This is a genomic window from Curtobacterium sp. MCBA15_013 (genome assembly GCF_001865095.1).
Lineage (GTDB): Bacteria > Actinomycetota > Actinomycetes > Actinomycetales > Microbacteriaceae > Curtobacterium.
The window spans coordinates 1-632 of record NZ_MJGQ01000051.1 but is presented as its reverse complement, the minus strand read 5'-3'; the positions used below and the strand labels follow the sequence as shown (position 1 = coordinate 632).

1 protein-coding gene is annotated in these 632 nt (G+C 74.1%); it reads right to left on the bottom strand.

The genetic code is table 11. From position 1 onward, the window contains the following. Positions 1-632 (bottom strand): putative PEP-binding protein (locus BIV01_RS16830; protein WP_254791870.1); only part of this gene is annotated, 632 nt, incomplete at both ends.

The window sequence follows — 632 nt, the reverse complement described above, 5'->3', positions numbered from 1 at the left end:
GGCCATCACCCAGAGGTCGGCCTCGGTCTCGGCGTCGGCCTGGGCGAGTGCCGTGAGCTGGTCGCGGAGCACCTCGGGGTGGTTCCGGAGCGCCCGGAGACCGCGTCGACCGAGGGCCGGGTTCTCCTCGTCCTTGTCGGTGAGGAACGGCAGGGGCTTGTCGGCACCCGCGTCGAGCGCCCGGACGACGACCTTCTTGCCCGGGAAGGCCTCGAGCAGCTGCTTGTAGGAGTCCTTCTGCTCGTCGACGGTCGGCGCCTTCGGCGAGTCGAGGAAGAGGAACTCGGTGCGGAAGAGCCCCACGCCCTCCGCACCGAGAGCAACGGCGCCCGCGGCGTCGGCGGGGCTGCCGAGGTTCGCGAGCAGCGGGACGGTGTGCCCGTCGGCGAGCGCGCCGGCGGTCAGGGGCGCTGCGGCCGCGGCGAGGCGGTCGGCGATGCGCTGCTCGACGTCGGCGACGAGTTCGACCGACGGGTCGGTCACGACGGTGCCGGCGGCGGCGTCCACGACGACGACCGTGCCGTCGGACAGGTCGTCCGCGCCGGTCACGCCGACGATCGCGGTGATGCCCTTGGCGCGGGCGAGGATCGCCGTGTGCGAGGTCGGGCCGCCGTCACGCGTGACGAGGGCGA